7 protein-coding genes are annotated in these 5,693 nt (G+C 75.2%); 4 read left to right on the top strand and 3 right to left on the bottom strand.

Annotation, left to right across the window (positions count from 1 at the left end):
• Nucleotides 1-68 precede the first annotated feature (68 nt).
• Nucleotides 69-1,106, bottom strand: coding sequence for a PfkB family carbohydrate kinase (locus tag ACTUAL_RS30055; RefSeq protein ID WP_177154345.1), 1,038 nt, complete (start codon nucleotides 1,104-1,106; stop codon nucleotides 69-71).
• 18 nt (nucleotides 1,107-1,124) lie between these two features.
• Nucleotides 1,125-1,706, bottom strand: a complete 582-nt coding sequence (gene shbA, locus ACTUAL_RS30050; protein ID WP_041838339.1) for an RNA polymerase sigma factor ShbA — start codon at nucleotides 1,704-1,706, stop codon at nucleotides 1,125-1,127.
• 578 nt (nucleotides 1,707-2,284) lie between these two features.
• Between shbA and ACTUAL_RS30045 the strand changes: the two genes are divergently transcribed.
• Genes ACTUAL_RS30045 through ACTUAL_RS30035 form a run of 3 tightly spaced genes read left to right on the top strand, consistent with a single transcriptional unit; the run spans nucleotide 2,285 to nucleotide 3,911 of the window.
• Nucleotides 2,285-3,115, top strand: coding sequence for an alpha/beta fold hydrolase (locus tag ACTUAL_RS30045; protein WP_440902599.1), 831 nt, complete (start codon nucleotides 2,285-2,287; stop codon nucleotides 3,113-3,115).
• Nucleotides 3,116-3,166: 51 nt separating this feature from the next.
• Complete coding sequence (locus ACTUAL_RS30040) at nucleotides 3,167-3,352, top strand: helix-turn-helix domain-containing protein (RefSeq protein ID WP_041837014.1); 186 nt, start codon at nucleotides 3,167-3,169, stop codon at nucleotides 3,350-3,352.
• A 4-nt stretch (nucleotides 3,353-3,356) separates the two neighbouring features.
• Nucleotides 3,357-3,911 (top strand): nucleotidyltransferase family protein, encoded by a 555-nt coding sequence (locus tag ACTUAL_RS30035; RefSeq protein ID WP_440902598.1) that lies wholly within the window; start codon nucleotides 3,357-3,359, stop codon nucleotides 3,909-3,911.
• Here ACTUAL_RS30035 and ACTUAL_RS30030 read toward each other — a convergent pair.
• On the bottom strand, nucleotides 3,904-4,800 hold the full coding sequence (locus ACTUAL_RS30030; RefSeq protein WP_096496028.1) for a LysR family transcriptional regulator: 897 nt from the start codon (nucleotides 4,798-4,800) through the stop codon (nucleotides 3,904-3,906). The genes ACTUAL_RS30035 and ACTUAL_RS30030 overlap by 8 nt on opposite strands.
• An 87-nt stretch (nucleotides 4,801-4,887) precedes the next feature.
• Between ACTUAL_RS30030 and ACTUAL_RS30025 the strand changes: the two genes are divergently transcribed.
• Nucleotides 4,888-5,637: an SDR family oxidoreductase gene (locus ACTUAL_RS30025; RefSeq protein ID WP_440902600.1), complete on the top strand. Its 750-nt coding sequence runs from the start codon at nucleotides 4,888-4,890 to the stop codon at nucleotides 5,635-5,637.
• The last annotated feature ends 56 nt before the right edge of the window (nucleotides 5,638-5,693 follow it).

Raw genomic sequence — 5,693 nt, 5'->3', positions numbered from 1 at the left:
GGCGGGCGGGGGGCGGGGCCGGGGGGGGGGCCGGGGGGGCGCGCCCCCCCCGCCCCCCCCGCGTCCGGCTACTTGGGTGCCAGCCGGATCGTCGCGCTGGCCCTGCGCACCTCGTCCCCGCCGTGCTGCGGCAGCACGTCCTCCAGGAACCCGTACTCGCGCAGCTCCCGCTCGTCGCGCGCCCGCCGCCGCACCGTCCGCCACCACATGGCGATGTCCGCCCAGCCCGGAGCCGACAGCGACCCGCCGAAGTGCTGCGTGGACAGCGCCGCGCACAGGTTCGCGAACCGCACCCGCTGCGCCAGCGGCCAGCCCTCCAGGGTGCCCAGCACGAACCCGGCGCCGAACACGTCACCGGCCCCGGTCGGGTCCAGCGCCGCCACGCTCAGCCCCGGCACGTCCGCCCGCTCCCCGGTGGCCGAGTCGACCGCGACCGCTCCCCCGCCGCCCCTGGTCACCACGACCACCGGCACCAGCTCGGCCAGCCGCTCGGCGGCCAGCTCCGGCGTGGACGACCGGGTGTAGCTCATCGCCTCGACCGAGTTCGGCAGGAACGCGTCGTACCCGTCGAGCCTGGTCAGCAGGTCGGGCGCCCACGCCTCGGTGCGGTCCCAGCCGATGTCGGCGAACAGCAGCGCCCCGCCCTCCTTGGCCTTGCGCACCCACGCCTCGTCCTCGGCCTGCAGGTGCACGAAGCACGCGCGGGTCGACGGCGGCGGGTCGAGCAGCTCGTCGGCGGTGACGGGCGGCTGGTGGCCGTGGGTGACCATGCTCCGGTCGTGGTCCATCGCCATGGAGACGGTGACCGGGGTGTGCCAGCCGTAGAACCGGCGGCAGTGCCCCAGGTCCACCTTCTCCTGCTCGGCCAGCACCTCCCAGCAGAAGTCGGCGTAGACGTCCTCGCCGAACGCCGCCGACAGCCCGGTGCGCAGCTCCAGCCTGCGCAGGGCCACGGCCAGGTTGGCGATGCCGCCGGGGCAGGAGCCCAGCCCGTCCGCCCACACCTCGGTCCCCGGCGCGGGCGGGCGGGGCAGGCCGGTGAAGATGATGTCCAGGAACACCGTCCCGGACAGCAGCACGTCGAAGGACGGCGCCTCGTCGCTCATGCGCACACGATGCCGGCCCTAGGAGGCGGAGCGGTCCACCCGGTCGACCGCGGCGGCCATTTCCCGCATCCTGGTCAGCGCCCGGTGCTGGGCGACGCGGACCGCGCCGGGCGTGGAGCCGACGGCGGCGGCGGTCTCCTCGGCGGTGAGGCCGACCGCGACCCGGAGCACCAGGATCTCCCGCTGCCTGGCGGGCAGCTTGCCGAGCATCCGGGTGATGTGGCCGATCAGCTCGCCGTTGACCGCGCGCTGCTCGGGCCCGTCCTCCAGCGCCGGGGTGTCCGGCAGCTCGGGCACGACCTCGGAGCGGCTGCGCACCGCCCGCCTGCGCGCGTCGGCGACCTTGTGCGCGGCGATGCCGTAGACGAACGCCAGGAACGAGGTCGGCTCGTAGCGGTAGCGGCCCAGCGCGGCGACCACGGCCAGGCACACCTCCTGCGCGATGTCCTCGGCCGAGACCAGGGTGCGCTCGCGCATCCCGACCCTGGCCCGGCAGTAGCGCAGCACCAGCGGCTGGACCCGCGTCAGCAGCTGGTCGACCGCGCGCGGCCTGCCCGCCAGCGCGTGGTCGACCAGGTCGCCCAGCTCGGCCTCGGCCAGCCAGGCGGCGCTCGGCCCGCCGGGCTCGGGCTCCGGCCCGCTCCCGACCAGCCGGATCCGCCGCCCCTCCCCCGCCACGGCACCGTCGCCGCCGACCGCCTCGATCCCCTCGATCTCGAAGTCAGCCCGCACGACTGCGTGGTGCCCCATCCGGCGACCCCCTCACGCTCGCGTCCACCCCGGCCGGCTACCACCGGCTACTCGTAGGAGCGCGCAGCCGGGGCGCTGATACCTGATCGGGCCAAGCTGACCACGGGATTCGAGCTCGCAGAGGCAAGAGCACCCGGTTGAGGGAGCACGTGCACCGTTCGGCCCAGCGGAGCTCGGGGCTAGCGCACCAGGAGGAGCCGCCGCACCGCCGGGCAGCCCACCCGACGGCCTGAACGGGCCCGAAGCGGGGAGGACGCCGCCGGGTGACGGAGCGTGACGGCGGGTGCGGCGGCCGGGTGGCGTGCGAGACGCGGGCGCCGCGCTCCCGCGGGCCACCGGCGGGACGGGCCCCGCGATCACCGGGGCGGCCGGTTCCGGGCCAGGATGGGGGTGGAACGGCGGGGTGCGACGGAAGGACCCGGTACACAGTGATCGAGCAGATGAGCGTGCGGACGGACCAGGGCGTGTTCGACGCGATCGCCGCGGGCCCGGAGGACGGGCGCCCGGTGCTGCTGCTGCACGGCTTCCCGCAGGCGGCGCTGTGCTGGGAGCACCAGGTGGCGGTGCTGGGCCGCGAGGGCTACCGGGCGGTCGCGTTCGACCAGCGCGGCTACTCCCCCGGCGCCCGACCGGCCGAGGTGTCCGCGTACGGCATGGGGTCACTGGTGGGCGACGTGCTCGCGGTGGCCGACGAGCTGGGTTGGCCGGTGTTCGACCTGGTCGGGCACGACTGGGGCGGCGCGGTGGCGTGGTGGGCGGCGGCCGAGCACCCGGAGCGGCTGCGCTCGCTGACCGTCGTGTCGACCCCGCACCCGGCCGCGCTCGGCGAGGCGATGCGCACCGACGAGGAGCAGCACCAGCGGTCCGGGTACATGGCGCAGCTGCGCGCGTCGGGCGCGGAGAAGCAGCTGCTCGCGAACGACGCGGAGGCGCTGCGGCGGATCTTCGACTGGCGGGTGCAGCCGGGCCGGGTGGACGAGTACGTGTCGCGGCTGAAGGAGCCGGGGGCGCTCACGGCGGCCCTCAACTGGTACCGGGCGAGCCGCCCCGACGGCCGGATCGGGAAGGTGACGGTGCCCACCCTGTACGTGTGGACGACCGAGGACGTGGCCTTCGGCTCCACGGCCGCGCTGGCCACGGGCGACTGGGTGACCGGCCCTTACACCTTCCGGATGCTGGAGGACGTGTCGCACTGGGCGCCCGAGGAGGCGCCCGAGGCGGTCACCGCCCTGCTGCTGGCCAACCTGTCGATTTCATGATTTTCGACTTGTCGTTGAACCGTTACCGGGTCGTGGCACGTCTGCCTCACTATGACGGAGTTGACCTACTCGGAGCGTCGGGTTGCGACCCTCGCCGCGTGTGGACACAGCAACCGGGCCATCGCCATGCGGCTGCACATCACCGTGAGCACGGTAGAGCAGCACTTGACGAGGGTGTACCGGAAGCTGTCCGTGGCGAGCAGAACCGAGCTGAAGGGGCACAGCGCACTGGTGTGACCCCGTGGGGGTGACGGGCCTGCTCCTGGCCGCAGGCGCCGGACGGCGGTACGGCCGCCCGAAGGCGCTGGTGTCGCAGGGTGGCGCGCTGTGGGTCGAGACGGCCTGCGGGGTGCTCCGGGCGGCGGGTTGCGACCGGGTGGTCGTGGTGCTGGGCGCCTCATCCGCACGGGTGCGGGCCACCGCGTCGCTGGGAGACGCGGTGGTGGTGGACAACGCGGACTGGTCCACGGGCGTGGGATCGTCCCTGCGCGTGGGCCTCGCCGCAGCGGGTGACCGGGACGCGGTCGCGGTGCTGCCGGTGGACACCCCCGGTGTCACGGCGGACGCGGTCGCCCGGCTGCTCGTGCTGGCGTCCCCGGCGGTGCTGGCGAGAGCCTGCTACGCCGGGGTGCCCGGCCATCCCGTGCTGATCGGCCGGGACCACTGGGGCCCGGTGTCGGAGTCGGCGCGCGCCGACGTGGGCGCGCGCGACTACCTGGTCGAGCACGGCGTGCTGATGGTGCCGTGCGAGGACGTGGCCGACGGCGACGACGTCGACGCGCCGCCCGCTACTTGATCGATCCCGCAACGACTGCGGGGCGCCCACGGGAACCAAACCCCATCTCCTCCCCCACCCGCACCGCCGCGCGGACCAGCCCGGCGAGAGCGGGCGACCGGCTGTGCGGCTGCCACGCGATGAGCGTGGTCACCGGCGGCGCGTCCACCACCGGGACCCCGGCGTGCTCGGCCCACTGCCAGGCCCGGCTGGACGCCGGGATGACCAGCAGCGCCAGCCCGAGCGCGATGAGCTGCGACACCTGCGCCTGGTCCCGCACCTCCGGCCCCGGCCCTGGCGGGTAGCCGCCCTCCAGCCGAGGCCACCGCGCGAGCGGCAGGCCGGGCACGTCCGCGATCTCCGACATGGTCAACGACTCCCGCCGGGCCAGCGGATGCCGAGCAGGCAAAACCGCGACCTGCTCCTCCACCAACAACTCCTCGGTGTCGAACCCCGCCACGTCGTCGAACGGCCGGTGCACCAGCGCGGCGTCCGCCCGCCCAGCCCGCAACAGCCCGGCCTGCTCGCCGATCCCGCAGAGCAGCACCTCGACCTCGCCCGCCCCGACCTCCTCCCGGTACGCGGGCAGCACCCTGCTCAACAACTCGTGGTCGGCCCCTGCCTTGACCGCCAGCACGATCCGCCCCCCGGCCCTGCGGACCCGGTTGGCGGCGGCGGTGGCCGCGTCGAGCACGACCCGCCCCTCCCGCAGCAGCACCTCGCCCGCCGGGGTGAGGGCGACGCCGCGCCGGTCGCGCTCCAGCAGCACCGCGCCCAGTCGCCGCTCCAGCCGCTGGATCGCCCTGGACAGCGGCGGCTGCGCCATGCCCAGCCGCTCGGCGGCCCGCCCGAAGTGCAGCTCCTCGGCGACGGTGACGAAGTAGCGCAGCTCGCGCGTCTCCAGGTCCACGGCGCGAGGCTACGCCCCCGGTGATACCCGCCGGGTATCACAGCGGGCGCAACCGGTCTTGGCGCCCGGCCCGCCCCGAGGCAGAGCATCGACACCGTGAACGAGCAGAAGAAGACCGCGCTGGTGACCGGCGCGAACAAGGGCATCGGCTACGCGATCGCGGCGGGCCTGGGCGCGCTGGGCCACCGCGTCGGGGTGGGCGCCCGCGACGACGCCCGCCGCGAGGAGGCCGTGGCCAGGCTGCGCGCGGCGGGCGTGGACGCGTTCGGCGTCCCCCTGGACGTCACCGACGACACGAGCGCCGCCACAGCGGCACGCCTGCTGGAGGGGGCAGGCCACGGCCTGGACGTCCTGGTCAACAACGCGGGCATCTCCGGCGCCCACGCCCCGGACTGGTCCCAGGACCCGACCACCCTCGACCTGGCCGAGGCCCGCAGGGTGGTGGAGACGAACGTCTTCGGCGTCATCCGGGTGACCAACGCCCTCCTCCCCCTGCTGCGCGAGTCCCCGGCCCCCAGGATCGTGAACCTCTCCAGCAGCGTCGCGTCCCTGACCAGGCAGGCGGACCCGGACGCGCAGAGCGGCCCGATCATGGCGGTGTACGCACCGACGAAGTCCTACCTGAACGCGGTGACCGTGCAGTACGCCCGGCAGCTGGCGGGCACGGGCGTGCTGGTGAACGCGGCCTGCCCCGGCCTGGTGGCCACGGACTTCACCGGCTTCCAGGCCCCGCGCACCCCCGAGCAGGGCGCGGCGACCGCGATCCGCCTGGCGACCCTGCCCGGCGGCGGCCCGTCCGGCGGCTTCTACGACGACGAGGGACCCCTGCCCTGGTGACCGCTCCCGCCGCCACCCCCCCCGGGGGGGCGGCGGGGCACACCACCACCACCACC

The sequence above is a fragment of the Actinosynnema sp. genome (assembly GCF_052038725.1).
This window is presented reverse-complemented; position numbering and strand designations above follow the sequence as displayed.

What these genes read in the sequence shown, in the direction of transcription:
- ACTUAL_RS30055 (WP_177154345.1), bottom strand. Translation starts at nt 1,106, where the DNA reads ATGAGCGACGAGGCGCCGTCCTTCGACGTGCTGCTGTCCGGGACGGTG.
- ACTUAL_RS30040 (WP_041837014.1), top strand. Translation starts at nt 3,167, where the DNA reads ATGACGGAGTTGACCTACTCGGAGCGTCGGGTTGCGACCCTCGCCGCG.